The sequence below is a fragment of the Leptospira wolbachii serovar Codice str. CDC genome, assembly GCF_000332515.2.
GTDB classification, from domain to species: Bacteria; Spirochaetota; Leptospiria; order Leptospirales; family Leptospiraceae; genus Leptospira_A; species Leptospira_A wolbachii.
The window spans coordinates 2,224,559-2,248,098 of record NZ_AOGZ02000014.1; the positions used below are offsets into that span (position 1 = coordinate 2,224,559).

21 protein-coding genes are annotated in these 23,540 nt (G+C 38.9%); 11 read left to right on the plus strand and 10 right to left on the minus strand.

All coding sequences use genetic code 11. The features are described from left to right. Positions 1-50 precede the first annotated feature (50 nt). From LEP1GSC195_RS15995 to LEP1GSC195_RS16020, 6 genes are all read left to right on the plus strand, one after another. Positions 51-1,256 (plus strand): MbnH family di-heme enzyme, encoded by a 1,206-nt coding sequence (locus tag LEP1GSC195_RS15995; RefSeq protein ID WP_015682086.1) that lies wholly within the window; start codon positions 51-53, stop codon positions 1,254-1,256. Next, positions 1,256-2,158, plus strand: a complete 903-nt coding sequence (locus LEP1GSC195_RS16000) for a hypothetical protein (protein WP_015682436.1) — start codon at positions 1,256-1,258, stop codon at positions 2,156-2,158. The genes LEP1GSC195_RS15995 and LEP1GSC195_RS16000 overlap by 1 nt, the downstream gene beginning before the upstream one ends. Continuing rightward, positions 2,155-3,066 (plus strand): LIC11086 family outer membrane transporter, encoded by a 912-nt coding sequence (locus LEP1GSC195_RS16005; RefSeq protein ID WP_015680645.1) that lies wholly within the window; start codon positions 2,155-2,157, stop codon positions 3,064-3,066. The genes LEP1GSC195_RS16000 and LEP1GSC195_RS16005 overlap by 4 nt, the downstream gene beginning before the upstream one ends. 64 nt (positions 3,067-3,130) lie before the next feature. Continuing rightward, entirely contained in the window at positions 3,131-4,378 is a 1,248-nt protein-coding gene (ccrA, locus tag LEP1GSC195_RS16010; protein ID WP_015681933.1) for a crotonyl-CoA carboxylase/reductase, read from the plus strand. A gap of 175 nt (positions 4,379-4,553) precedes the next feature. After that, positions 4,554-4,985, plus strand: coding sequence for a VOC family protein (locus tag LEP1GSC195_RS16015; protein ID WP_015682452.1), 432 nt, complete (start codon positions 4,554-4,556; stop codon positions 4,983-4,985). Between the two features lie 49 nt (positions 4,986-5,034). Beyond that, the gene (locus LEP1GSC195_RS16020; protein WP_015682669.1) at positions 5,035-6,045 is read left to right on the plus strand and encodes a zinc-dependent alcohol dehydrogenase family protein; all 1,011 of its coding nucleotides are present in this window, start codon (positions 5,035-5,037) and stop codon (positions 6,043-6,045) included. Between the two features lie 61 nt (positions 6,046-6,106). On the opposite strand, the gene LEP1GSC195_RS16025 is transcribed toward LEP1GSC195_RS16020, so the two are convergent. The 3 genes from LEP1GSC195_RS16025 to LEP1GSC195_RS16035 all read right to left on the minus strand — a co-directional run bounded on the left by LEP1GSC195_RS16025 (position 6,107) and on the right by LEP1GSC195_RS16035 (position 7,772). Further along, positions 6,107-6,508 carry a DUF2721 domain-containing protein gene (locus LEP1GSC195_RS16025; RefSeq protein ID WP_015682352.1) on the minus strand — a complete coding sequence of 134 codons (402 nt, stop codon included), beginning with the start codon at positions 6,506-6,508 and terminating at the stop codon, positions 6,107-6,109. Between the two features lie 5 nt (positions 6,509-6,513). Then, positions 6,514-7,470: a fumarylacetoacetate hydrolase family protein gene (locus tag LEP1GSC195_RS16030; RefSeq protein ID WP_015681376.1), complete on the minus strand. Its 957-nt coding sequence runs from the start codon at positions 7,468-7,470 to the stop codon at positions 6,514-6,516. Between the two features lie 80 nt (positions 7,471-7,550). After that, positions 7,551-7,772 (minus strand): DUF1858 domain-containing protein, encoded by a 222-nt coding sequence (locus LEP1GSC195_RS16035; protein ID WP_002973441.1) that lies wholly within the window; start codon positions 7,770-7,772, stop codon positions 7,551-7,553. A 63-nt stretch (positions 7,773-7,835) separates the two neighbouring features. Here LEP1GSC195_RS16035 and LEP1GSC195_RS16040 point away from each other — a divergent pair, with 63 nt between their 5' ends. Together LEP1GSC195_RS16040 and LEP1GSC195_RS16045 are read left to right on the plus strand one after the other, a co-directional pair. Beyond that, on the plus strand, positions 7,836-8,234 hold the full coding sequence (locus LEP1GSC195_RS16040) for a 6-carboxytetrahydropterin synthase (RefSeq protein WP_040507199.1): 399 nt from the start codon (positions 7,836-7,838) through the stop codon (positions 8,232-8,234). Positions 8,235-8,654: 420 nt separating this feature from the next. After that, positions 8,655-10,469, plus strand: coding sequence for a histidine kinase dimerization/phosphoacceptor domain -containing protein (locus LEP1GSC195_RS16045; RefSeq protein WP_015680819.1), 1,815 nt, complete (start codon positions 8,655-8,657; stop codon positions 10,467-10,469). A 25-nt stretch (positions 10,470-10,494) separates the two neighbouring features. On the opposite strand, the gene LEP1GSC195_RS16050 is transcribed toward LEP1GSC195_RS16045, so the two are convergent. After that, positions 10,495-10,920: an AcrR family transcriptional regulator gene (locus LEP1GSC195_RS16050; protein WP_408605945.1), complete on the minus strand. Its 426-nt coding sequence runs from the start codon at positions 10,918-10,920 to the stop codon at positions 10,495-10,497. 332 nt (positions 10,921-11,252) lie between these two features. Here LEP1GSC195_RS16050 and LEP1GSC195_RS16055 point away from each other — a divergent pair, with 332 nt between their 5' ends. After that, positions 11,253-12,338: a flavin reductase family protein gene (locus LEP1GSC195_RS16055; protein ID WP_015681857.1), complete on the plus strand. Its 1,086-nt coding sequence runs from the start codon at positions 11,253-11,255 to the stop codon at positions 12,336-12,338. Positions 12,339-12,398: 60 nt separating this feature from the next. Further along, positions 12,399-13,580: a fatty acid desaturase family protein gene (locus LEP1GSC195_RS16060; RefSeq protein WP_015681040.1), complete on the plus strand. Its 1,182-nt coding sequence runs from the start codon at positions 12,399-12,401 to the stop codon at positions 13,578-13,580. A 95-nt stretch (positions 13,581-13,675) separates the two neighbouring features. On the opposite strand, the gene LEP1GSC195_RS16065 is transcribed toward LEP1GSC195_RS16060, so the two are convergent. Next, a complete protein-coding gene (locus tag LEP1GSC195_RS16065) occupies positions 13,676-15,382 on the minus strand; it encodes an acyl-CoA dehydrogenase family protein (RefSeq protein ID WP_015681462.1) in 1,707 nt (568 codons plus the stop codon). 292 nt (positions 15,383-15,674) lie between these two features. Here LEP1GSC195_RS16065 and LEP1GSC195_RS16070 point away from each other — a divergent pair, with 292 nt between their 5' ends. Continuing rightward, positions 15,675-16,481: a dienelactone hydrolase family protein gene (locus LEP1GSC195_RS16070; RefSeq protein WP_040506857.1), complete on the plus strand. Its 807-nt coding sequence runs from the start codon at positions 15,675-15,677 to the stop codon at positions 16,479-16,481. Here the strand turns inward: LEP1GSC195_RS16070 and LEP1GSC195_RS16075 are convergent. From LEP1GSC195_RS16075 to LEP1GSC195_RS16095, 5 genes are all read right to left on the minus strand, one after another. Then, on the minus strand, positions 16,430-19,540 hold the full coding sequence (locus LEP1GSC195_RS16075) for an efflux RND transporter permease subunit (protein WP_015681156.1): 3,111 nt from the start codon (positions 19,538-19,540) through the stop codon (positions 16,430-16,432). The two genes, LEP1GSC195_RS16070 and LEP1GSC195_RS16075, sit on opposite strands and share 52 nt — an antisense overlap. Positions 19,541-19,542: 2 nt before the next feature. Further along, on the minus strand, positions 19,543-20,682 hold the full coding sequence (locus LEP1GSC195_RS16080) for an efflux RND transporter periplasmic adaptor subunit (RefSeq protein ID WP_015680888.1): 1,140 nt from the start codon (positions 20,680-20,682) through the stop codon (positions 19,543-19,545). Next, positions 20,679-22,010 (minus strand): TolC family protein, encoded by a 1,332-nt coding sequence (locus tag LEP1GSC195_RS16085; RefSeq protein WP_015682714.1) that lies wholly within the window; start codon positions 22,008-22,010, stop codon positions 20,679-20,681. The genes LEP1GSC195_RS16080 and LEP1GSC195_RS16085 overlap by 4 nt, the downstream gene beginning before the upstream one ends. 40 nt (positions 22,011-22,050) lie before the next feature. Next, positions 22,051-22,365, minus strand: a complete 315-nt coding sequence (locus LEP1GSC195_RS16090; RefSeq protein WP_015682115.1) for a hypothetical protein — start codon at positions 22,363-22,365, stop codon at positions 22,051-22,053. 85 nt (positions 22,366-22,450) lie between these two features. After that, positions 22,451-23,539, minus strand: coding sequence for a DUF1574 family protein (locus LEP1GSC195_RS16095; RefSeq protein WP_015682116.1), 1,089 nt, complete (start codon positions 23,537-23,539; stop codon positions 22,451-22,453). Position 23,540 lies beyond the last annotated feature (1 nt).

The following is a 23,540-nucleotide window of genomic DNA, read 5'->3' on the forward strand; positions in this document are numbered from 1 at the left end:
ACTAGGTTGGTAATTTTTTTTGCCAACCTAACTTTTAATAGGATACATTTATGAAGTTTATTCATTTCTCTATGTTAGTTTTATTCAGTTTTCTTTCGGGCTGTATCATCCTCCCGTTCCAGAAGAAGGAAAAAAACGATGATATGCTGTTATTAGCACTGGGAATTTTAGCCAATGCTTCGGACTGGGTTTGGGATTTACCGCCAGGTTTTCCTGTGCCAAATGTTCCCGCAGACAACCCCATGTCAAAAGCTAAGGTCGAACTCGGCAGACATTTGTTTTACGAAAAAAAATTGTCAGGGAATGGGACGATGGCTTGTAGCGGTTGCCATTTTCAATCACTGGCATTTGCCGATGGAAAAGATTTTCCCGCTGGGATCACAAACCAACCCCATCCTAGAAATGCCCAACATCTATCCAATGTTGCCTATATGCCTAGACTCACTTGGAGTAATCCTAAAATGACGAGTTTGGAAATTCAGGCTCGTGCCCCTATGTTTGGTGAATCTCCGGTAGAACTAGGATTACAGAATAATAATTTTTTAGGTGCATTGGCCTCTAATTCGATCTATCAGCCTATGTTTGAACGTGCATTTGGTGGCTCTGGAATTACAGAACAAAATGTGCGTTATGCTCTCGCGAGTTTTCAGAGAACTATGATTTCGGGGAATTCCAGATATGACCAATACACATTTAGAAATAACAAATCAGCATTAAATGCTTCCGAAATTAGCGGACTTAATTTATTTAATGGAGAAAAAGCCGAATGCTTTCACTGTCATGGAGGATTTAACTTTACTGACACTTCCTTTCATGGAGGGGCAAAAGAGGAATTTTTTTACCATAGCAATGGGATTCATGATGATACCTATTATGCAGTTTTACCGAGCAACAAACAAGGATTATTTGACCTAACAGGTGTCGACTCTGATAAGGGAAAATTTCGAGCCCCATCTTTACGTAATATTGGTGTTACCTATCCTTATATGCATGATGGATCTTTTATGTGTGATGATGCAAACAATCCTGATAAACCAGCAGGAGCTGGAAAAACAAAAGTGGATTGTGCACGGGATGCATTGACAAAAGTCATTCAACATTATGAGTCAGGTGGTCAGAACCATAGCGGAAAAGATTCAAGTCTTATTCGTATTTTCACACTTACACCTGCAGAAAGAGCAAATATGGTAAACTTCCTTCTCGCACTTACCGATGAAGAGTTTTTAAAAAATCCGAAGTTTGCGAGTCCTTTTTGATGAAGCACTTGGTTAGTCGACTTATCTTTATTTCCAGTTTTTTAGTTTTCTTGGCACACTGTACTTTTGGTTCGGTGGGTGATAGTAATAAAGACAAACTTGCGATCTTGCAGAATTTGATCTTTTTTAACAACAACCAAACGGTCGCCGTGGGAACAAACCTTCGATCTTATGATGACCAAGCGGATGATAATCTAAATCAGTTTAGTTTGACGAGTCCTGCACCTACAACTTATAATGTCACCATCCAAAGTAGTACTTATATCAATTGGGAAACGGGAACCTACCGAATCAACCCACCCAATCAGACGTTAGGTGTATCGGCCACTAGTTCTGAAAAAAGTTCCACAGCCAAGACCCATACCCCATATACGGTCCCTTTGGATTTGCCAGCAGATGATTTGTATGGTAAATCGTATTCGTTTTTATCAGCGGGAACTGTGTCCAATATCACACAATACAATAGCACTGTGGAAACAGGAGCTAGTTTCCTTTATCCCAATACTAGACTTTCGAACATGCCACTGGGGGTGGTGGCGGTGGCAAATGTGAGTTGGGAAGAGATTTATATTCGGATGGATGTTACTGGTGGAACCACAAAATCAGTGACCATTCTACTGCCTCAAGGAAATAAACTGATTACACCTAAGTGTAAAATTCCGATAAAAAATGGTCGTAGCGGCAATATAGAAATATTATTTTCTTTATCCTCTTTATACCAAGATCGGAGTGTTTCGGGAACGCCCATTAGATTTTTAAAAGACTTATTTGACCTTCCAGACACAACCGTTGTTATATCCAAAGTCTCCAATATTCCCTTATACAATATTCTTCAACAAAATCTCCAAGCGGAAGATATTGTTTTTAGTTTCCCTGGATGTTTTCCTGGAGTAGAAAGATGAAACAGATTTGTATTGTCTTAATTTTTTTACTCTTAAGCATTCAATCTCTATATTCGCATCACACGGGTTCGTCGGATAGTCCCAATGCAACGGCCAGGTTTGTGGATCCCTTTACTGGAAAACGAGAGAAACCAACTAACTATTTGGTAATGACCCAAGATTATTACCAATCGACTCGGGAGAATAGTCACCTCTTCACAACCACTGCCTTTGCTGAGATGAATTTTTTTGATGGACGGTTTGCTCTCAATGCTTCGGTTCCTTGGAATTATTACCAACAGAGAGGGAGAGAGGATGCGGCAAGGATTGGAAAAACCTACCTTGGTTTTAAATACCAACCCTTCTTTGATTTGGATAAACCTTACTTTTTTGTGATTGAGGGTTCGGTTGGTTTCCCCAGTGGTCCCGACACGGATCGATTTACTGGTGGAAATTATTATACGGGCACAGGGTTTATCAAACTTGGCTATTTGTATGAGAAGTGGTCCTTTGTTACAAAAATCGGCGGATTAAGTCCCCTTTCTAGACCACAACCAAACAACTTACAAGACAACGACGGTGTTCCTTATTATTTTAGGAAGGCTTCTGCCTCACCACCAGAGCCGGAATATGAATTTAAAAAAACCGCACTTGTGTCGGCTTATGTGACGTATTATTTGATGCCAGAGATTTCTCTTTTTACCGGGCTCTTGTATCGCAATCCCTATAACGGTGTTGATTATTCCAAAGAAAAAGATAAAGCCAATCCCTCTTATTTTACGGAAGGCAGTGCAGGGTTTTCTTGGAATTTTTCGGAGAAGTATAACATGAGTCTCGCCTATCGATACCCGTTACAAAGAGATCGCGAGTACAGGCTCTACCAATCTGCGTGGACATTTGCCTTTTCTATGGAGTGGGGAAGCGATTGACAACTGATGCCTTTTTTAAAACGTTCTAAGAAACTCTATAAATTTTATTCGTAAAAGGTAATCTATGAGCAACGTAGAAATCGTACCAGTAGGGGAACTTCCTCCTATTGGAGTTGTGCCCAAAAAAATGCACGCGCAGGTCATTCGCCCGGAACGTTACGGCGAACCGAAAACTTCTTTCCAAGCAGAAGTCATTGATGTTCCGGAGATCGGTCCGAACGAAGTTCTCGTGGCCACAATGGCTGCTGGGGTCAACTATAACAACGTTTGGGCTGCCCTTGGGTATCCAGTGGATGTGATCGCCGCTCGTAACAAAAAAGGCGAACCAGAAAAATTCCACATCGGTGGATCTGATGCGTCCGGTATTGTCTATAAAGTTGGATCCGAAGTTAAGAATGTGAAAGTGGGTGACGAAGTTGTTGTCCATTGTGCGATGTGGGATCCAAAAGATCCTTGGGTTCTTGCTGGAAAAGATCCAATGTATGCACCTTCTCAAATCATTTGGGGATATGAATCCAATTGGGGATCCTTTGCACAGTTTTGCAAAGTGCAAGACCACCAGTGTCTTCCTCGCCCACAACATCTAACTTGGGAAGCATCCGCAGCTTATATGTTAGTTGCTGCTACCGCCTACAGAATGTTACACCATTGGAAACCAAACGATGTAAAACCGGGAGATGTTGCACTGATTTGGGGTGGAGCTGGTGGACTTGGTGCCATGGCGATCCAAATTGTAAAAGCAGCCGGCGGGGTTCCTATCGCTGTCGTTTCTTCTGATGACAAAATTGATTTTTGTAAAAACTTAGGTGCTGCTGGTGTGATCAACCGTAACAAGTTCAAACATTGGGGAGCCCTTACTTCCGATATCAACAAACCAGAAGCATTTGTTGAGTGGACCAAACAAGCACGTGAATTTGGAAAAGCGATTTGGGACATTGCCGGTAAAGGTAAAAACCCTCAAATCGTTTTTGAACATCCAGGGGAAAGTACACTTCCTACATCCGTATTTGTTTGTGAAACAGGTGGTATGGTTGTGATTTGTGCGGGAACTTCTGGTTTCAATGCAACAGCTGACCTTCGTTATTTGTGGATGAGACAAAAACGTCTACAAGGTTCTCACTTCGCAAACGACGACAACTGCCGTGATTTGAACCAACTCGTGATCGATAAAAAAGTGGATCCAGTTTTGGCAGAAACATACCGTTTTGAACAAACTGGTGAATGCCATCAGTTGATGCGCGAAAATAAACACCCTGCAGGAAACATGTCAATCCTGGTTGGTGCAAAAACTACAGGTCTTGGGAAGAAGTAATTCTTTCCAGGTGAGTATTTAGGTACATGTCCCCGCCCTATTTAGACTGGGTGGGGTTAACCACCCGCCACCCAATGGCTCCATCTACCATGAAACGTCCGTTTTGTGAAGTCTGTTTCTGTTTTCTTATTTTTTATTTTTAGAAAGTTCATGTTTTGACAAGGGAGAATTGTGTATGTTTCCACGAATCAATTTAATCACTCTAGGGGTGTCCGATTTGAAACGCTCCATCGATTTCTATGAAACTGGACTTGGTTGGAAACGATCAGAAGAAAGTAATGATAGTGTCGCTTTTTTTCAAATTGGGGCAGTTGTCTTTGGTTTGTTCGGTGAAGAAGATTTAGCAAAAGACATAGGAATCCCATTTCAAAAACGCCAAGAGTTTTCGGGCATTACTTTGGCTCAAAATCTCGCTAGTGAAGCTGAAGTAGACACGGTGATAGACAAAGTAAGAAAGTTAGGTGCAAAGATTCTCAAAGAACCTCAAAAAGTTTTTTGGGGTGGATATAGTGCTTATTTTCAAGACCCGGACGGCCATATATTTGAACTAGCATACAACCCATTTTTTCCGTTAAACGAAAAGGGTGAAATTGTTCTTAGTAAGTAATCACATCTAGACGTTTTATTTTGTAGTTTAAGATCAATTAGAGGAATAGATGAAACAGGCACAGATCCTTCGTTTTGGTTTGGATCATTTAGAAATTATTGATGTTCCTGAACCTACAAGTCCAGGCCCCAGCGAAGTTTTGGTTCGTTTGCGAGCCGCATCTTTAAATTACCGAGACTCTTTAGTTGTCGAAGGAAAGTACAATCCTAAATTTCCACTTCCTTTAGTTCCTTGCAGTGATGGTGCAGGCGAAGTGATTGCGATAGGTTCCCAAGTGACTGAGTGGGCCGTGGGGGATCGTGTTCTTTTAACATTTGCTCCCAAGTGGATCGCAAAAGAAGCAACACATGCAGAAATGCGTCATACGATTGGTGGCCCACTTCCGGGAACCTTGCGGGAGTTAGCTTTAGTTCCAGAGACAGGCCTTGTGCGAATTCCTTCCCATTTATCTTATGAGGAAGCAGCAACTTTACCTTGCGCAGCACTCACGGCATGGTCTGGTCTTTTTCAATTCAGCAATGTAAAGCCGGGTGAATTTGTCGTTGTACAGGGAACAGGTGGGGTTTCGATCTTTGCCTTGCAATTCGCTAAACTTGTTGGTGCCAAAGTGATTCTCACATCATCCAGTGGTGAAAAATTGGAACGAGGAAAAGAATTAGGTGCTGATTATTTAGTTAATTATAAGGAAACACCGGAATGGGGAAAGGAAGTCCGACGGATTACCAATAAAGTGGGTGCCGATCATATCATTGAAGTGGGTGGAGCCGGAACTTTAGAACAGTCCATTGCCGCCTGTCGTCCGTTTGGTGTCATTCATTTGATTGGAATCCTTGCTGGTAAATCGGGAGAATTAAATTTACTGCCGGCAGTGATGAACAATTTGAAAATCCAAGGCCTGGTTGTCGGGGGGAGAAAAGCCTTTATTGAAATGAACCAAGCGATCGAAGTTTCTGGTTTAAGGCCGGTTGTTGATAGAGTTTTTACATTAGAAGAATCGGCAGAGGCGATAAGATATTTACGATCGGGGTCTCATTTTGGAAAGATAGTCATTCGAATCTAGGACTGCGATTACTATGATGTTTCATAGTTAGCACAGATAATATTTTTTTAGGTATAAGTTCTTATTTTGATACAGAATTCAATATTGAATTTCTTTCTATGTCTAAGGCAATTACTGATAAATGGATTTCAATTAGTGCAAGTATAAGTGAGATTACCATAAACAAAAGTGACGTAGCAAATAAAACCCAAGCTACTATGTTATAAAATGGTATCATACCCATGGAGCAGGTACATAAAATCAAACTAAAGATTCCGGCACTTTGAGCGTACAAAATCAAAGAAATTCGAAACCGTAGGTTGTGGATTTGTTTTTCTAGGATTTCTGATTTAGATTTTTCGTATTCTGATAAAAGTTGTCTCGATAGTTTGGCGAGTCCAAAAAATCGGTTGGTATAAGCAAGCATCAGTAAGGAGATCGCTGGGAAAAGAAGTCCTGGTATACTATAAGTTAGGTTGTCCAATGAATTTAGCCTTGTTTCACTTGAAGAACTTGTTCTCCTAAGTCCATCTTTCCATCCGCAGTGCGAATCGTTGCTTGGATCAAATCCCCTGGTTGCAAATACTCAGTTCGTTGTTTTTGTCCTTTGATAAAAAGTTCCCATTTTTTATGTTCAGGGAAAAAACTTGCAAAGATTTGTTTTAGTTTTCCCGGAGCTTTGAGAGCACATCCTGCGGGTGTCCCAGTTAACAAAACATCACCGACTCGAATTTGTGTAAATAATGAGAGTTCTGCGATCGATTCCTTCGGTGGAAAAACCATTTGGTTTGCCTTTGCTGATTGTCTTAACTGTCCATTGACCTTTAGATTCAGCTCCAAAGAATGGATTCGTTCATAATCACCAGGTTCGAGTACAAGAAGTATGGGACCTGCAGGGAAAAAGGTTCTATAGGATTTTCCTTTATACCATTGTAATTGTGGAAGTTGGATGTCCCTTGCTGAAATGTCATTGGCAATGAAGAGGGCAGCAATGTACTCACTCGGATGATAAGATTGAACATCTAACGGAAAATCGATATCTTTCCCAAATACAATTCCCAATTCAATTTCATAATCTAAAAGTTCTACATGATTTGGGCGGATCACATCACCGATGGCAGCGGTGAGCGAAACATCAGACTTGGTAAAAAACAAATTGTATGTTTTGGATTTGGGATCGAGTCCCGATTCCAAAGTATGTTTATGATAATTAGCCCCTTGGCAAATGACTTGGCAAGGTGCAGTGATCGGAGAGAGGAGTGTAACATCCTTTCTAGGAATCAGTTTTTTAGATTTAGAATTTAGTTTGATTCTTTTTTTTTGAAGATCGACTAGCAAATCTTTGGTGGGTTTGTCTCCCGTTTGTAGAGGGAGGATGTTTTCCTCAGTGACGAACCCCCAATCAATTTTGTTCTTATATTGGAAACGTACAAACTGTTTTGCCATCGTAAACCTATGGAATCATTACTGGGGTGGAAAAAATACGAGGGCCGCAATTCGGGCCCGGTTTGAGTTGAGAATTAAGTCTATTCTTCAGAGAAAAGGTTGTTCAGTGAATCGATGAGAGTGTCTACTTCTACACCGTAACCCATACAAACTTGTTCAATGGTTTCTACTTCATTGATGGAGCAGTGTGAACATCCACCTAAATGGTAGCTGGAGAAAACTAGACCTGCTTCTGGGTGGATTGCGATTGCCTCGCCCACAGTCATTTCTTTAAAAAAGCGCGGTTTTGTTGTTTCAGTCATCTTAAGAACCCTCGAAAGGAAATTACTATACAAATATTGGACTATGCTCTATTCGTCAATGGAATGTTTACCCAGGAAAACGGGAAATTTTATGTCCGGATTGAAGGTCGGTTTGAGTCGGCCCATTTCCTCTACCAGTACTTTGCCGATGGCTCCGATGAGCCAATCCATGGCCATTCCTGGAAGGTAGAAGTATTTTTGGAAGGAAATACGAACATTCGGCCAGACGGCATTTCTTACGATTTTCTAACTGCACGGACCAAACTCATGGAACTTGTGCATTCCATTGACCACATCCTTATCAATGACCATCCAGATTTTAAGGGCATCAACCCGACTTCGGAGAATGTGGCTCGCTGGTTTTACTTTGGTTTGAAGGAAGATGTAAAATCCTCTGAAGGAAGGATCCGACGGATCGTGATTCATGAAGGGCCAGAAAATCTTGCTTTCTTTGAACCCTGACCTAGATTCTCACTCTATCCAATTGATAACATTAGTTAGGTACTACCCCTGAGTTTTTAGCCTTTCTTTGAGCAATCACTCATTAAACGATTTGTTTCGCACCAACGCCTTCGCTTGTTTGTGGGAAGATTAAACGAATTTGCGTCTAACCAATTTAAGTATCTGAAAAAAGAACATCTGGTAGAAAAAACGATCCGTAGTTCGGATCCTTACGTAATATTTATGTCAACAAACATTCGTTTGTGCTTAAAAATCGACATAATCCTCGACCCCTGAACTTTTTAGTAATTAAGAACTGACATTCGTTCAACATTTGCCTAAAAATTTTATTGCAGATGATTTAGATTTTTTTCATTAAATTTTATCGTCTTAATCGATTGCTTTTCTATCGGCTAATTATGAAGATCGATAGAACACTCCATGCCACTTACGGAACTCAAACATAGTTTAGGTCATATTCTACTTGTGGAAGATGAAGCCATATTGGCAATCTCACAATCGGAGTTTTTAAAAAACAAAGGGTATTCAGTGCAGTATGTATCAAATACAAATGATGCTTACGACTATATAACATCAGGTGAGAAAGTAGATTTAATACTCATGGATATCAATCTTTCTGATGGTATGGATGGAATCCAACTTGCAGAAAAGATTCTCTCATTTCGTGAGATTCCCATCCTTTTTGTCAGTGGTTATTCTGATAATAAAATATTGGATAGAGTTTGTAAAATAAAACACTACGGTTATGTTCCCAAAATTTCGAGTCCAGAAATAGTAGAATGTATGATTAGATCTGCACTTCAACTTTATAGGGCAGAACAAACGTTAGCTGTTAGGGAAAAAGAACTTCGTATCACTTTTGAGGCAATGGGTGACGGAGTGATTGTTCTTTCACCGGAAGGTTTGATTCGAGAAATCAATCATAAGGCTTTGGATATGTTTGGTTACCAAAAAGCCGAAGTATTAGAAAAGGATCTTAACTCTTTCTTATATTTAGTTCAAGCAGATGCAAGGACCAGGGTATCCTATCCTTTTTTTAACTCATCCAATGAATTGCTTCAGACAGAACGTAGAAATGATTTGATTATCGTCTCTCGTACTGGTCGCGAAACACATGTTACAGAAACTATATCTCCCATTTTGGATACTGAAAAAAATCTAAACGGAATTGTTATTGTTTTTCGAGAAACTCCAAATGCGTCTGTGATGGTTCCCCCAAAGGATGGGGAAAGTCTGTATGCAAAGGTTTTCCAACTGAGCCCCATTGCTATGGCCATTTCTACAGTCAAAGATGGAACGTATCTAGATGTAAACTCTTCCATGGAGACTATCTTCCAACTGGAAAAATCCAAGGTTGTCGGCAAAAAAACAGAAGAGTTTAAAGCCTGGAGTAATCCAGATCAAATAGAACAACTAAATAAAATCTATCAGGCAAACGGAAGGTTGTCTGGGGAAAGGATGTCTGTCGAACACACCGATGGAACCAAATTTGAAGTTCTCGTCTTTAGCCAAGCCTTTGAAATTGCTGGGGAAAATTTCAATTTATGGATTAACTTAGATGTCACAAAAATTTTGGATATGGAAGGTCGCCTCGCAAAATCTTTAGAAGAAAAAGATGTTCTCCTAAAGGAACTGCAACACCGAGTTAAGAATACTCTCGCTATCATTTCTGGTCTTTTGAATTTAGAATCCTTTAAGGTTGAAAATGAAGTCGCCAAACAGTCGTTTTTGAATGCACAATCTAGAATCATGTCTATGTCCAAGGTTTATGAAAACCTTTACCAATCGGAAGATTTAGAATCTGTCGATCTACGTAAGTACATTGAAGATTTGGTTTTTAGTCTTCATGATATCTTTGTACTCAATCCTACAAAAATAAGATTTGATGTGAAGTTAGAAGAGATTCGATTGGATCTAAAAAGAACATTACCACTGGGTTTGATTCTCAATGAACTTTTAACCAATGCCTTGAAGTATGCTTATCCTAATGACAAAGGTGGGGACATCCGCATTCATTTGTCTCGTTCGAATGAAAATATTATTTTATCCGTAGGGGATGATGGAGAGGGATTACCTGATTCAGTGAATATCGAAAAGGGAAATCATTTCGGATATGAGTTGATTCGAAGTTTGACCTCCCAATTAAAAGGAGTTTTCTCTTCTGTTTCTAAAAAAGGAGAGGGACTAAATATAATGATTTCTTTTCCAGGGCAAACCAAAGACAAAAACACTTAAATCGTTTTTGTTTCCTAAATTTTCTTTACCTTCGTTTTCTCCCCCGAATCGTTCCAATAAAAACCAACCTAACTTGTTTGATTGTTTGTAGTTTTAGTTTTCTCATTTCCGAATGGGCATCGGTCGCAAGATCTAAAAAATCAGAGGCCATTTGAAAACAAATACTAACAATCAACTCGGAAGCAAATTGGATATCGGCATCAGGAATCATTTTTGGCATTCGCATATCTTTGGCCAGTTCGGTGGCAATGGCCTTCATGGATTCCCGAATTTTTTCTCGGATCTTCTGGTTGCCTCCTGTCCGTTCTCTGGCAATGAAACGAAACAGGGACCTGTTGTTTGTCACGTAGTCGAAGAAAAACCCAATCGTCAATCGCAGAGCTGACTTATAGGCACCCTTGTTTCTGGCATCACCCACAATGGCTTGGATTCGCCCCCCACAGTCATCCACTAAGGACAAACCCAATTCCTCCATATTTTTGAAATGCCGATAGAAAGCGGCAGGAACGATTCCAGCACTTCTCGTAGGCTTAGGTCTCCAAGCCCCTTTTCCTCACCCATAAGCCGTAATGCGCCCTCCAACAGATTGCTGTGGGTGCGAAGTTTCTGGGCATATCGTTTGTTGAGTTTCATGAGTTGAATTCAGTAAACGATTGTTCACTTTTTTTGAAAATGCAAGGATTAAAACCCCGTTTTAGGGTTGACGTACCTAACGATGTAAATTAACACTATTAGATATATCCGTGAACGAGTGTTCACTTAAATGCGAAATACGAGGCGAAAATGAAAACATTTCCTTTTATCTTTAATGAGCCCAAGCAGTTCCTGAATTTCCTCCAACCCAAAGAATGGGCGGATTTTCTACTTGGTGAAATCAATCCGAGGTTCTCGGTAACAGCCATCAAAGCAAAGGTTGTTGCTGTCAGAGAAGAAACTGCGGACGCAAAAACTTTGGTTTTGAAGCCCAATTGGCTTTGGAAGGGATTTTCCGCAGGCCAACATATTCCTGTAACTGTCGAAATTGCAGGAAGGCGAGTGACAAGGTTTTATTCTTTGTCTTCAACTCCAGGAGAAAAGTATTTATCGATCACCGTGAAACGTCAGTCAGGTGGTCTTGTATCCAATTTTATCAATCAAAATATCAAAAAAGGTGATTTGTTGGAATTGGGTGAGGCATCAGGAGAGTTTGTCCTTCCCAAAATTTTACCTTCAAAGTTTTTATTTTTGGCGGGGGGAAGTGGAATCACTCCTATCCATTCCATTCTTAAACAACTGCAATCGTTGAAATACAATGGCAAAGCCACTCTTCTATATTTTGTTAGGTCTTTTGAAAATATCATTTTACGTTCTTCCTTAGAAGAGATCGCAAAAACCACAGGTTGGTTAGAAATTCGTTATGTTTTTTCAGATGTTGCTAAAGACGGTTACGATTCAGGTTTTTTAACCAAAGAAATTTTACAGAAGTATACAGATGATTTGAAATCTTATTCTGTTTATGTTTGTGGCCCGGCACCAATGCAAACCAAAGCTCTCTCGCTTTTAGAAGGCAACGAAGTAAAGTCAGAGTTATTTATGTTGCCTGGACAATCTTCCTTGAAGGTAAAAAAAACTGGAACCGTGGATGTTTTTTTATCTCTCAGTCACAAAACCATTCAGGTGAAAGGGGAACGTTCCTTATTAGAGGAATTAGAAGACCAGGGAATTTATCCTCAAAGTGGATGTCGAATGGGAATTTGCCATACTTGTGTTTGTAAAAAAGCGGCAGGTTCTGTAACGGATTTATCGAAAGGCGAAGTATCTGAGTTAGGTGAAGAGAACATTCAGATCTGTATCTCACGTGCTGAATCAAATTTGGAATTAGAGCTCTAGAGATTTGAAATCTAAAAATTAGAGAATCAAAATTTAAAGAAATAATCATAGGAATAAAAAATGAGAACAATTAGCAAAAAATTAAATAAAGAAGAAATTGAATCTTTTGGAAAAGAAGTGGATGCCCTTCGGGAAGAGGTGATGTCCAAAGTAGGAAAGGAAGATGCAGACCATATCCGGTTCATGTATAAAACCTATCGATATACTGAAATTTTTGGTCGTGGACTCATTCACTTTAGTTTTGAACCAATTTCTTTTGTAGCAGGTACATTGTTACTCTCCATATCAAAAATCATAAACAATATGGAACTTGGTCATAATGTTCTGCATGGACAATATGATTGGATGAATGATCCTCGTTTTAATTCTAGAACCTTTGAATGGGATATCGTAAGTGATGCTCACCAATGGAAGTTTTATCACAACTATATGCACCATACATATACAAATGTATTAAACAAAGACCATGACTATGGTTATAATTTTACTCGTTTGACCGAAGGACAAAAATGGAAGCCGGTTCATCTTACACAACCATTCACCAATTTATTCCTAGCGATGAACTTTCAGTGGGGAATTGGTGCACATGGATTCCGTGTAGAACACTTGGAAATTCCAAAAAAACAGAGAAATAAAAGAACTTTAAAAGATTTTAAGGCTGTTTTCTTTAAGAAGGTTGAATTGCAACTTGTAAAAGATTATGTTTTGTTTCCACTTCTTGCCGGTTTGAATTTTCCGAAAATCATTCTTGGGAATATGATCGCAAATTTAATCAGAAACCTTTGGACTTATGCAGTGATCTTTTGTGGTCATTTTACAGAGAATGCAGAATCCTTTTCTGTAGAAGAAATTGTTGGTGAATCGAAAGCGCAGTGGTATTTGAGACAACTCAAAGGTTCCTCTAACTTAGATGGTAGTAAGTTGTTTTATACAATGACAGGACATTTGAGTCATCAAATCGAACATCACATGTTTCCTGGTATGCCAGCAAAACGTTACCGTGAAGTGGCTCCTCGTTTGAAAGAAATTTGCGCTAAGTATGGCCAACACTACAATACAGGAAGTTTTGTGAAACAGTTCGCTTCTGTGTGGAAACGTATTATTGCTTATTCTTTTCCTGATTCGATTGCGGGGAAATTAATGGGGAACCGTAAAGTGTATTTGGAACCAAAAGGTATCATTACTCAACCCAGTTTTCAAGTTTCCCTTCCTACCGGAGAGAAATCAGTCACCCTCACTTAACCTGAATAACTTTAGATTTTCCATTGGCGCATCTTGGAAAATCTATCCCTTTCCATGCTTAGGGTCCTCAATTGCGAGGACCCTTTTTTTTTACTTCACGTAAGTCTGATTTTGTTTGCAGATAGGATCGCCAAACTATCGTTATGGAATCCTTTACACCACTGGGTGCGCAAATCCTTTCTTTTAGTGGATTTGTTTTTTGCTCTTTCCATCAGATAACCAACAACAACTCGTGCTGCTGATTCTACCACTTCGAAACTATATGTTTCCTTAGTTTGTTGGTCTTCTATGGACTTGTATGTTTCTACAATGGATTCAAAGAGGTTTCTGATTTCTTGTAGTTTGGGATTGACTTCGGACCCTTTTGCCAAATGGTCTAGGTAAGCACGGAAAGTACCTGTAGGACTCATTCCAGAAGTGACTCCCCCTATGGCCGCATTGACTTGGATTTGTGTGGTTCCATCATAGATGTTGGTAATCCTTGCATCTCGGTAAAGTCTGGAAAGATCATAATCTTCTGTATAACCTGCACCACCTAATACTTGTAATCCATCGTAAGCCAGGTCATTACACATTTCTGAGTTGTAGTATTTGGATATGGGTGTAAGTGTGTTTGCTACCTTTTCCCAAAATTTTCCGATTTTGGATTCTTCTGGACTTACTGTTCTGCCGTCTTCATACCAATAGTATTTGTCGACCGAATAAGCGGCTTCAACCATAAGACAACGCATTGCAGCAAGTTCCCTTTCCATACGATCCAAGATACGACGGACTGCAGGAATTTCATAAATGGGTTTTCCAAATTGGATTCTTTCTTTTGCATATTTGAGTGCCTCTTCATAAGCAGCAGTCACAATTCCTGTGCCTTGGGAGGATACACTGAGGCGGGCACCATTAAGCATTCCCATCACATACTTCACAAGCCCGAAACCTTCTTTGCCAACTAAGTGGCCTTCGCTATTTTCAAACACAGTTTCACATGTAGCAGATGCTTTGATTCCCAGTTTCTTTTCAATTCCTTGGACTGCATAATTTTTGTTCTCAACGATAAAGAAGGAAAGACCCCTCGCTCCACTTTCTTGTGTTCCTGTTCTTGCTAACGTGAGCGTAATGCCTGGACTTCCATTGATTCCACAAGCTACTGTTTGGAATCTTTTGGTTCCATTGAGAAACCATTTGTCATCCTTCTTTGTTGCCTTAGTTGTTACATTCGGCAAATCAGATCCAAAGTCTGGTTCTGAAAGTCCCATAGTGACTGTGTAATTTCCCGAAATTAATTTTGGGATCCATTCTTCTTTCATTTCGTCGGAAGCACAGACTTCTAAGATAGAGGCAAGCCCCATACTTCCCACAGCAATGGTGATGGAACTATCGGACCTGTACATTAACTCTGCAATCATCGCTTTGATGATACTAGGTGTTCCTAGCCCACCATACTTTCTTTTAAATGCAGCGGGGCCAAGACCTGCGTCATGGTACATCTTGATTACATCCACCATTTCTTGAGGGTGGATTACATTTCCATTATCAAATTTAAGTCCTTTGGAATCGACAATGGCCGCAACTTGCGATACATACATCCCGCTGATTTCTCCACAGGATTTAAGAATTTCTTCGTAAAAGGATTTCGCCTCATCAACATTAGATGGTGCATACTCTAATCTAGGATTATGGTTTTCCGAATAAAGTTTGGAATCTGAGAATTGATTTTCGTAGATGGGAACAATTTCGTTCCAATCGATCAACTCGTAAAAATGTTCCTTTAAATCTTCGTTGGTTTGAAAGTAGTTGCTTTGGATCATATAATTTCCTTTTGGATTAGAAGATAAATTTTATAGATGTGAGGCGATTAAAAAATAATCGTATAACAAAAAAAATTGGATTTGGTATTAGTAGGTGAACTGATCGGTATACGCTTGCTGTGTGAATGTTATCAAAAACAAAAGAGAACGTAGTAACAAATTATTAGATTGGTGAAAATCTTGCAAATTTGCTGAGAAATTAAGGTTTCTTTTTTACAATTCCATTTTAGAATTCTAAATCTATCTCCGTCGAAGGAACTAAAATTTCGATTTTCGGCGGAACAGGAGCCGTATGAAACAACTCATTTCCATTCTTACCCTCGTTTTTGGCATACAATGCGCAAGCGTACCCACTTCACAACTCCCCGTAAAATCATCAATTTCGGGAACTCCAGTGGAATATAAATTGGACGGGAAAACTTATGAAGGTTATCTCGCTACTGATTCCTCCATTAAAGGAAAACGTCCCGGCATTCTAGTGATTCATGAATGGTGGGGATTAAATGAGTATCCGAAACAACGTGCAAGACAATTAGCAGATTTAGGTTATGTTGCTTTTGTTATGGACGTTTATGGAAAAGGAATTCTTGCGAAAGACCATGTAGAAGCAGGAAAACTATCCGGTGCTAATGGAGATCCAAAAATTATACTTAAAAAAATCAATAAGGCTCTCGATATCTTAAAATCAAATCCCAATGTGGATTCAAGTAAAATCGGTGCTATTGGTTATTGTTTTGGTGGCGGTGGAGTCATCGAACTAGCATTAGATGGTGCTGATTTAAAAGGTGGTGTGGTTTCCTTTCATGGTTTTTTAGGGAGTAAAAACCTCGCTACGGGCGCGAAAAAAATCAAAAGCAAAGTTTTAGTACATCATGGTGCTGATGATCCTTTTGTTTCGAAAGCTTCAGTAGATACTTTTATCAAAACTGTAACGGATGCGAAGGCTCCTGTGACTTTTGTTTCGCACCCAGGAGCCGTTCACGGATTTACAAGACCTGGTTCTGAAAAACACGGTCTACCTGGGTTGGCATACAACGAAAAAGCAGACTATGCGTCTTTTGAAAGTATGAAGACTTTCTTTGCAGCAAACTTCAAGTAGACGAGAGGAAGTACAAAGAGGGTAAGTGCACTTGCAGAGACTAACCCTCCTATCACTACGGTGGCAAGGGGTCTTTGGACTTCTGCACCGGGTGAAGTGCTAATCGCCATTGGTATAAATCCAATCGAAGCCAAAAGTGCTGTTGTGAGAACGGGGCGAAGTCTCGAAATAGCTGCTTCTTTTACTGCCTCTTCTTTTGTGGTCCCCGAATGTTCTAAACTTCTGATAAAACTAATCAACACAAGACCGTTGAGTACGGCAATACCAAAGAGTGCGATAAAACCCACTCCAGCAGAAATACTAAATGGTAAACTCCTAAGATACAATGCAAAAATTCCTCCCGTGATGGCAAAAGGAACATTCAGAAAAATGATGATGGCCGCCGACACCTCATTAAATGCAAAGTAGAGAATCAAAAAAATAATGAGGAGTGTGATAGGAACAACAACATAAAGAGTTTTTGTTGCTGATTCAAATTTTTCAAATTCACCACCAGTTGTATAATGGTAACCTACAGGAAACTTGATTTCTTTTTGAAGAACATTCTGCACTAAACCCACCGTGCTTACCATGTCCTTTCCTCGTATATTAAATTGAACGAGCGCATATCTATTTTGATTTTGATGGTAAATTTGTACTGGTCCATCTTCGATTTGTATTTCTGATAACTCGTGTAAGGGGGCAAATGTACTTTTCCCTACTTTCACAGGAATATTTTTAATTTGTTCTGGGTTGGAACCAACATCTGTTTTTACAACAATTTCAAATCGTTTCATACCTTCATAAACTATGCCCGCAGGGACTCCCGAGGAAACGGATTCCGTGACGCGGTTGACATCCAAAATCGATTGGTCATACCTTGCCAACTTTTCTCTGTTAGGTTTAATTCTGAGATATTCCAATCCGTACAATTGTTCGATACGTAAGTCCACTACACCAGGGATATGTTTAATTTTTGCTGAGATTTCTTCAGCAATCAATTTTAACTGAATCAAATCATCACCAAATACTTTGATTCCCACATCGGCTCGAATACCGGCCATAATTTCATTGTTTCGCATTTCAATTGGTTGCGACAATCCATAGGCCACTTGAGGAGCAACTCTTTCAATAATCTCTTGTAACTTGGATTCGATTTCTTGCTTTGTTAGGTTCCACTCTGAGCGTGGTTTCATATCCATATACATATCTGTTTTTTCTACACCCATAGGTTCGATGGCTAATTCAGGAGATCCAGTTCTTGAAACCACTTCCGTGATTTCAGGTATTTCTTTAAGAATGGCTTTTTCTATTTTCATAGAAGATTGTAAGGATTCGGTTAAAGTAGTGGATGGATACCGGCTAATTTCGATTAACATATTCCCTTCATCCAATTTGGGAAGGAACTCTCCACCTAACTGAAAGAACAAAATTATAGAGAGAACGAGGATACCGATTGTAGAATAGGTTACTTTTTTGGGTTCATTCAGGCAATAATCTAGTTTAGGAGTATACCAGTTATGTATTTTTTGGAAAAACTTTGTTTCTCCTTCGGCGATATGTCCTCCTTTTAATAAATAAGATGCTAATACAGGGATGAGTGTAAGTGTCAAGAAAAATGCACCGATTAATGCAAACAATACGGTCGTCGCCATAGGGATAAACATTTTCCCTTCAGTTCCGCTTAAGGTAAGAATGGGAATGTAAACAATTCCAATAATAATTTCACCATAGATGGTGGCCTTACGAACTTCAATCGTCGCAGTTAAAATGGTTTCTCTCTGTTCTCTGTCGGTGAGATCTCGTTTTAATTCTTTTCGTTTTAACCCTAGTCGCCTATGTGAGTTTTCAATTAGGATGACTGCACCATCCACAATAAGTCCAAAATCAATTGCTCCCATAGACATAAGATTTGCAGGGAGGTCACGCATAAACATAAGAGTAATTGCAAATAACATTGCCAGGGGAATGACTGATGCAATCACAAGGCCTGACCGGAAATCACCAATCATCAGGAATAAAATAATGATCACTAGGATCGCCCCTTCTGATAAATTCCATACAATCGTGTTTAAAGTACTTTTTACCATAATCGAACGATCATAGTAAGGTTTGATTTTCATACCAGTAGGTAGGGTTTTTTCGATCTGGGTAATTTTTTCTTTGACCGCCGTTGTTACTTCAAGTGAATTTTCACCAAGTAACATCAATGTTACGGCACCCACCACCTCTGATTTTCCCGAGGCAGTGGCAGCACCTTTTCGTAACCTTGGGCCTTCGACAATTTTTGCAATACTACTTAAATAGATAGGAAATCCGTCTCCCATTTTTCCCACTTGAATTTTTTCGAAATCAGAAATTGTTTTTAGTAACCCATCACTTCCAACAATCAACTGTTCGCCGGACCTTTCGATATAGCCACTTCCTGTAGAGAGGTTATTGGATTGTACTGCATTCACTATTTGGTTTAAAGAAACACCGAGAGAAGCTGCTTTGAATGAATCCACAATGACTTGGTATTGTTTTGTTTTTCCTCCGAAACTATTGACTTCCACAATTCCAGGAACTGTTTTGAGTGTTGGGTTTATGTACCAATTCAAATAAGTTGTTAGTTCCATTTGGTTATGAAATTCACTTTCTAAAGTGAATTGAAACACTTCACCAAGCCCCGTGGTAATAGGACCGATTACTGGTTTTCCGAAAATTGCAGGAATGTTTTCTGAAGCTTCCGTTAATTTTTCGCTAACCAACTGTCTACTTTTCCATAGATCGGTTCCATCGGCAAATACAGCAGTTACAAGAGAAAATCCATATCTTGAAACCGATCTGACTTCAATTAAGTTAGGAATACCAGTGATGGCTCTCTCGACAGGTAAGGTAATGTACTGCTCAATTTCTAAAGTCGATAGAGCTGGTGATGTTGTGATCACCTGGACTTGGACATTGGTAATATCAGGAACAGCATCTACTTTTAAATGGTTGAGTGAATAAAATCCACCGAACACGAGTAATACTGTAAGTATGATAACTAACAATCGGTTTTGTAAGGATACTTGGACAATTTTTGTTAAAAATTCCATGGTTATTCTCCGCCAAAAGTAGATTTGAAGAGAATGGCCTTGAGTTCAAAGGCCCCTTTGGTGACTATGCGATCTCCTTCTGCGATTCCAGAAAGTACTTCAGTTTTTCCATCGGTGGTACTTCCGGTTGTGATTTCTATCCATTTGAATTCGTTGGTTTGCGATTCTATAAAAACAAATTTTCGATTCTGGTAAGATTGAATGGCAACTTCCAGGATTTGAATTCCGGATCTACCGTTGACACTTAAAGATGCCTTTCCAAACAAACCAATCTTTGCTTTACGATTTTTATTTTTAAAAACAAGTCTTGCATGCACTGTTCTTGATTCGGGATCTACTTTTTCACCAATGTGTTCTAAAATTCCTTCAAATTCTGAATCTGGGTATGCGTTCAAAATGATTTTTCCAGAAATTCCTTCCGAGAGGTATTTCAAATCATTTTCGAATATCTTTGCCTGAAACCAGAGGTGAGAGAGTTCTGCAATCGTTGTTAGAATTTGATTTCCTAAAACAATGGATCCAGGAATCGCATTTCTTGACAATGCAAGACCCGACCTAGGAGCAAAAACTGTATACACTCCTGATGCGGAGTTATCAATCGCAAGTCCGTTTGCCCGTAAATTTTCCTCTGCCGAAATTTTTTCTGATTCGATAACTTTCAGATTTGCTTCTGCGTCAATAAGCTCCTGTTTGGCGGCTAAATTCATTTTTACTAATGAATTGATTCTGTTTGAATTCTGTTCCGCGGCAGTGTATTTTGATTTTGCTACTAAATAGGAAGATCTGAGTTTTGCAAGTTCCGGGGAATCAATGTTTGCTAATTTTTGTCCCTTCTTTATGGAATCACCTTCCACAAAGAAAACAGAGGTAATACGTCCAGAGATTCTTGCTGGTACATCAATGATTGCATCGGGAACTGCTTCTGTTTCTCCAATCAGTTCAATTTTAGTTTGAATGGGTTCTATTCGAATAACTTCCGTTTCTAAGGAGAGGTTCTTTCGATTCTCTCCCAATAATTTTACGATGTCTTTCGGTTCTTCGGAATTTTCTAAATTAACATTTGTTCCACGAAATTTCCATAAATAAATAGAGAAGGCGATGAGAAGAAGGGAGCTTATAAGTAGTATTGTTTGTTTTTTCATGGTTTGACCCCTAATGAGTCGCTAGGTAGGCCGAGAACACGAACCAGTTCAATTTGTGATAATTCAAATTCAGATTTTGTGTTCAGGTAATTCAGTTTCGTTTGTAAAAGGATTCGTTGGTGATTGATGGCATCTATGATTTTTATTTTTCCAAATCGAATTGCTTCTTGCAGATTCTTTAAATCAGATTCGGCCCGATCCATTGTTTGTGTATCATAGAGTTTGATTTCTTCAGAAAGAGTCAAATAGTTGGTTAGTGCAAATAGAACTTCTTGTTTGATATTTCTCGAAACGGATTCTTTCAGTTCTTTGGAACTATCAATTTTTGATGAAGCTATGATGGTTTCCCCTTCGTAATCTCTCCACACAGTCATAGGGAAACTTAACATTCCGCCAACTACTCTCTCATTAAATCCATCATTTTGTGCAAAAGCCCCAAGAGTAACATTGGGGATTTTCTGACGTCTAACTTCGTTTTGGCGTAATATTGATAACTCTATTTCTTTTTCAGACAAAGAAAGTTCGGGGCGCATTTGCATTGCCATTTGGATCAAATCGACTCTCTCTTTTGGTAATTCTTTCGGTAAAACTAAATGATGGATTTGGATTGAATCCATTTCTAAAGGGATACCGAGTAAAACCTCAAGTTCCGATTTTGCATTTTCAGACAGCCTATGGGTTTGGTTCCAAATTTTAAATATCCGAATTTCTTCTGATTCAGATAACGACTCATCAATACCGGGGGATAAACCTTCATTCACTCTTGCTTTTGATACTTTTTTTAGTTCCTTAACAAGATTTAAACTGTTGAGACTATTTTCTTCTTCCAAATGAAGATAATGAAATCTTGTTATTTTTTTTATAGCATTAAACTCTAAAATTCGCCTTACAGATTCTAGACGAAACACTTGGGCCTTAAATTCTTCATCTGCGATTTGAACTGCAATTTCTCGTTTCCCATTGGTAAAAACTTCTTGGTTGACCATGACCTGAAAGTTATTAGCTCCGGTGGGTCCTGATAAAAAAGCGGGACCAGAAGAATCGCCTTTTCTTGTTGCCACATAACTATTGAAAACGGGATTTGATGGAAAGTAATAAGAAGCAATTTTTTTCCTTCCAGAAATTTCCCTGAGTTTGATTTCTTCGATTCGAAAGTCAGGATGTTTGTTAACAATACAATGACTGAGCTCCATTATGGAATTGTATTTTTGACAATTAAGGCCAAAGGAATCATTTGATTCCGCCTGAAGTGGGCCAAAGGTAACGTAGATATAAACCAAACAACTTAAATGTATTATAAGTCGTTTGGGGAAATGATAAAAATTCATGGAACCTCCCAAGTGTTCACGCAATGTAATTGCGAATTAACTATGTGAGGTTATGTTTTGGAGGTCGGAAAAAACTATTCAAAGTAACAAGTTTTGGTATGAGAAGATCAGGTTGGTGGACATAAACTTTGTGAAGTTGGATGAGGACGTGAGAGAGATATAAATCCCAAGAAGAAGACATAATCAAATTGCAAGGGCAAGAAAAACAAACATGGTCAGTATGTTCGCCATCTTCCTGTAAATCGTGGCCTGGATTCACACCCAAAGCATGATCTAAAAAGGCATAAGGGCATCCACTTTCTGGCGAACCAATGAGTCCGCAGTTGATTTCATTATCAACAATACGTTGGTACATGAAATTAGCGGAAAATAAGAATAGAAAGCTAAATAGAAAAAATTTTCTCCAGAAATTGAGATTTTTTAGATTTAACTTCATAACTTTACTTAAAGTTTGGAATCTCCTTTGCGATTTGCAATAACTTATCTGCAATTTCCGGAACACAAATGGGTGAAACATGGCTACTATCCACAAAAGTTTTACAATTTGTATTTCCTTTGTTCAAGGATATGAGACGAATATTTTTTGAATTTGGATTCACTAAAGGCCTACCCAAAGTCTCCAATAAATTTCCCCCTGTGATCGATTTTCTCAGTTGGTTGTAATAGGGGTGGACCTGCGGTTCCCAAAGGACGGTTGGGATATTATGTTCCTCTGCATGTTGGATGATTTTTTTTAGAAATCCATATTCTGTTTCGGAAAAAGTATATTTTGTAAGTAAAAGTTCACGTTGAGATTCGCTATAATCTATGATGCGATCTTTGTATTCTTTTGGTGTAAAATTATCTAATTCGATTCCAACGTTTTTGGTATCTAAAGGTCTCTTCTTGTTTAAATAGGAAGCAAGGGCAATGAAGTAGGTGTCATCATTCGCTGTTTTCCCTTTGATCCAGTTGGAAACTCCTTGTGTGGGACTAAAATGGTAGTTATAAGAAACAAAGAATAATTTTGCTAATATCTCTCGCTGATACTTAAAATTAAAAGTAGGATAGATGTCGATTAACTCATCTTCATGCAACATTAGCTCTTGCCATTTTGATTTATAAGAAAATACATTATTTTCATTTAACATTTCTTCAGAAAATTCCAAAAACAGGACATCCGGTTTAAAACCTGCCTTTGTCATGGATTGAATCATTAAATAAAATAAAAAATATTCGGATGCTTTGATGGAAGATCTGGTTTCGAAATAAATTGGTCCTGTATATGTAGATGGGTTTACAGGGATTTTTTCCCATTCGTGAAAAATATCGGAGCGAGAAGTTCCCGTAACAACAACAACTTTCGTATTTTCTGATTGGAGTTTTTTATCTTCTTCCCAAACTTTTGGCAATCCAATGAGTACGTTTTGTCCAGATTTATAGGCTCGTCTACCAGCTTCTCTTAACTCAGGTATACAAACCAGTTTATCAATCAGAAATACAATTAAGATGATGAAAAATGGGTATAAATAAATACGTTTTTGGTTCATG

Coding starts and splice junctions, on each gene's coding strand:
- LEP1GSC195_RS15995 (WP_015682086.1), top strand. CDS start 51: ATGAAGTTTATTCATTTCTCTATGTTAGTTTTATTCAGTTTTCTTTCG.
- LEP1GSC195_RS16000 (WP_015682436.1), top strand. CDS start 1,256: ATGAAGCACTTGGTTAGTCGACTTATCTTTATTTCCAGTTTTTTAGTT.
- LEP1GSC195_RS16005 (WP_015680645.1), top strand. CDS start 2,155: ATGAAACAGATTTGTATTGTCTTAATTTTTTTACTCTTAAGCATTCAA.
- ccrA (WP_015681933.1), top strand. CDS start 3,131: ATGAGCAACGTAGAAATCGTACCAGTAGGGGAACTTCCTCCTATTGGA.
- LEP1GSC195_RS16015 (WP_015682452.1), top strand. CDS start 4,554: ATGTTTCCACGAATCAATTTAATCACTCTAGGGGTGTCCGATTTGAAA.
- LEP1GSC195_RS16020 (WP_015682669.1), top strand. CDS start 5,035: ATGAAACAGGCACAGATCCTTCGTTTTGGTTTGGATCATTTAGAAATT.
- LEP1GSC195_RS16030 (WP_015681376.1), bottom strand. CDS start 7,470: ATGGCAAAACAGTTTGTACGTTTCCAATATAAGAACAAAATTGATTGG.
- LEP1GSC195_RS16035 (WP_002973441.1), bottom strand. CDS start 7,772: ATGACTGAAACAACAAAACCGCGCTTTTTTAAAGAAATGACTGTGGGC.
- LEP1GSC195_RS16040 (WP_040507199.1), top strand. CDS start 7,836: ATGTTTACCCAGGAAAACGGGAAATTTTATGTCCGGATTGAAGGTCGG.
- LEP1GSC195_RS16045 (WP_015680819.1), top strand. CDS start 8,655: ATGCCACTTACGGAACTCAAACATAGTTTAGGTCATATTCTACTTGTG.
- LEP1GSC195_RS16055 (WP_015681857.1), top strand. CDS start 11,253: ATGAAAACATTTCCTTTTATCTTTAATGAGCCCAAGCAGTTCCTGAAT.
- LEP1GSC195_RS16060 (WP_015681040.1), top strand. CDS start 12,399: ATGAGAACAATTAGCAAAAAATTAAATAAAGAAGAAATTGAATCTTTT.
- LEP1GSC195_RS16065 (WP_015681462.1), bottom strand. CDS start 15,382: ATGATCCAAAGCAACTACTTTCAAACCAACGAAGATTTAAAGGAACAT.
- LEP1GSC195_RS16070 (WP_040506857.1), top strand. CDS start 15,675: ATGAAACAACTCATTTCCATTCTTACCCTCGTTTTTGGCATACAATGC.
- LEP1GSC195_RS16075 (WP_015681156.1), bottom strand. CDS start 19,540: ATGGAATTTTTAACAAAAATTGTCCAAGTATCCTTACAAAACCGATTG.
- LEP1GSC195_RS16080 (WP_015680888.1), bottom strand. CDS start 20,682: ATGAAAAAACAAACAATACTACTTATAAGCTCCCTTCTTCTCATCGCC.
- LEP1GSC195_RS16085 (WP_015682714.1), bottom strand. CDS start 22,010: ATGAATTTTTATCATTTCCCCAAACGACTTATAATACATTTAAGTTGT.
- LEP1GSC195_RS16090 (WP_015682115.1), bottom strand. CDS start 22,365: ATGTACCAACGTATTGTTGATAATGAAATCAACTGCGGACTCATTGGT.
- LEP1GSC195_RS16095 (WP_015682116.1), bottom strand. CDS start 23,539: ATGAACCAAAAACGTATTTATTTATACCCATTTTTCATCATCTTAATT.